Source organism: Stenotrophomonas maltophilia group sp. RNC7 (genome assembly GCF_030910085.1).
Classification (GTDB): domain Bacteria; phylum Pseudomonadota; class Gammaproteobacteria; order Xanthomonadales; family Xanthomonadaceae; genus Stenotrophomonas; species Stenotrophomonas sepilia.
In genome coordinates, this window is sequence record NZ_JAVFVN010000270.1 from 1 (window position 1) to 425 (window position 425).

The window sequence follows — 425 nt, forward strand, 5'->3', positions numbered from 1 at the left end:
AACGTGAGGTCACCGGGCAGCAGGCCGAGCCCGCGGGCAAGCTGCGCATCAGCATGCCCACGCCGTATGCCCATCACCGCGTGCTGCCATTGCTGGGCGAGTTCCGCCAGCGGTACCCGCAGGTGCAGGTCGATGTGCACATCAGCAACCGCAATGTCGACTTTGCCGAAGAAGGCTACGACCTTGCCATTCGCGGCCGGCTGCCGCCGGACTCGAATCTGGTGGCGCGCAAGCTGGAAGATGCGGAACTGGTGCTGGTGGCGGCCCCTGGCTATCTGCGGCGCGCGGGCACGCCGCGCACCCTGGAGGATCTCGACGGGCACGACTGCATCCAGTTCGAGTTGCCCAGCACCGGCCGCAACATCCCATGGATATTCCTGCGTGACGGCCGGCAGATCGATGTGCCGACCCATGGCGGCACCAGT

At 66.6% G+C, this 425-nt stretch carries 1 protein-coding gene; it reads left to right on the forward strand.

The window, feature by feature from the left end; all coding sequences use genetic code 11:
* Positions 1 to 425 (forward strand): substrate binding domain-containing protein (locus RCF13_RS03580; protein WP_308140882.1); only part of this gene is annotated, 425 nt, incomplete at both ends.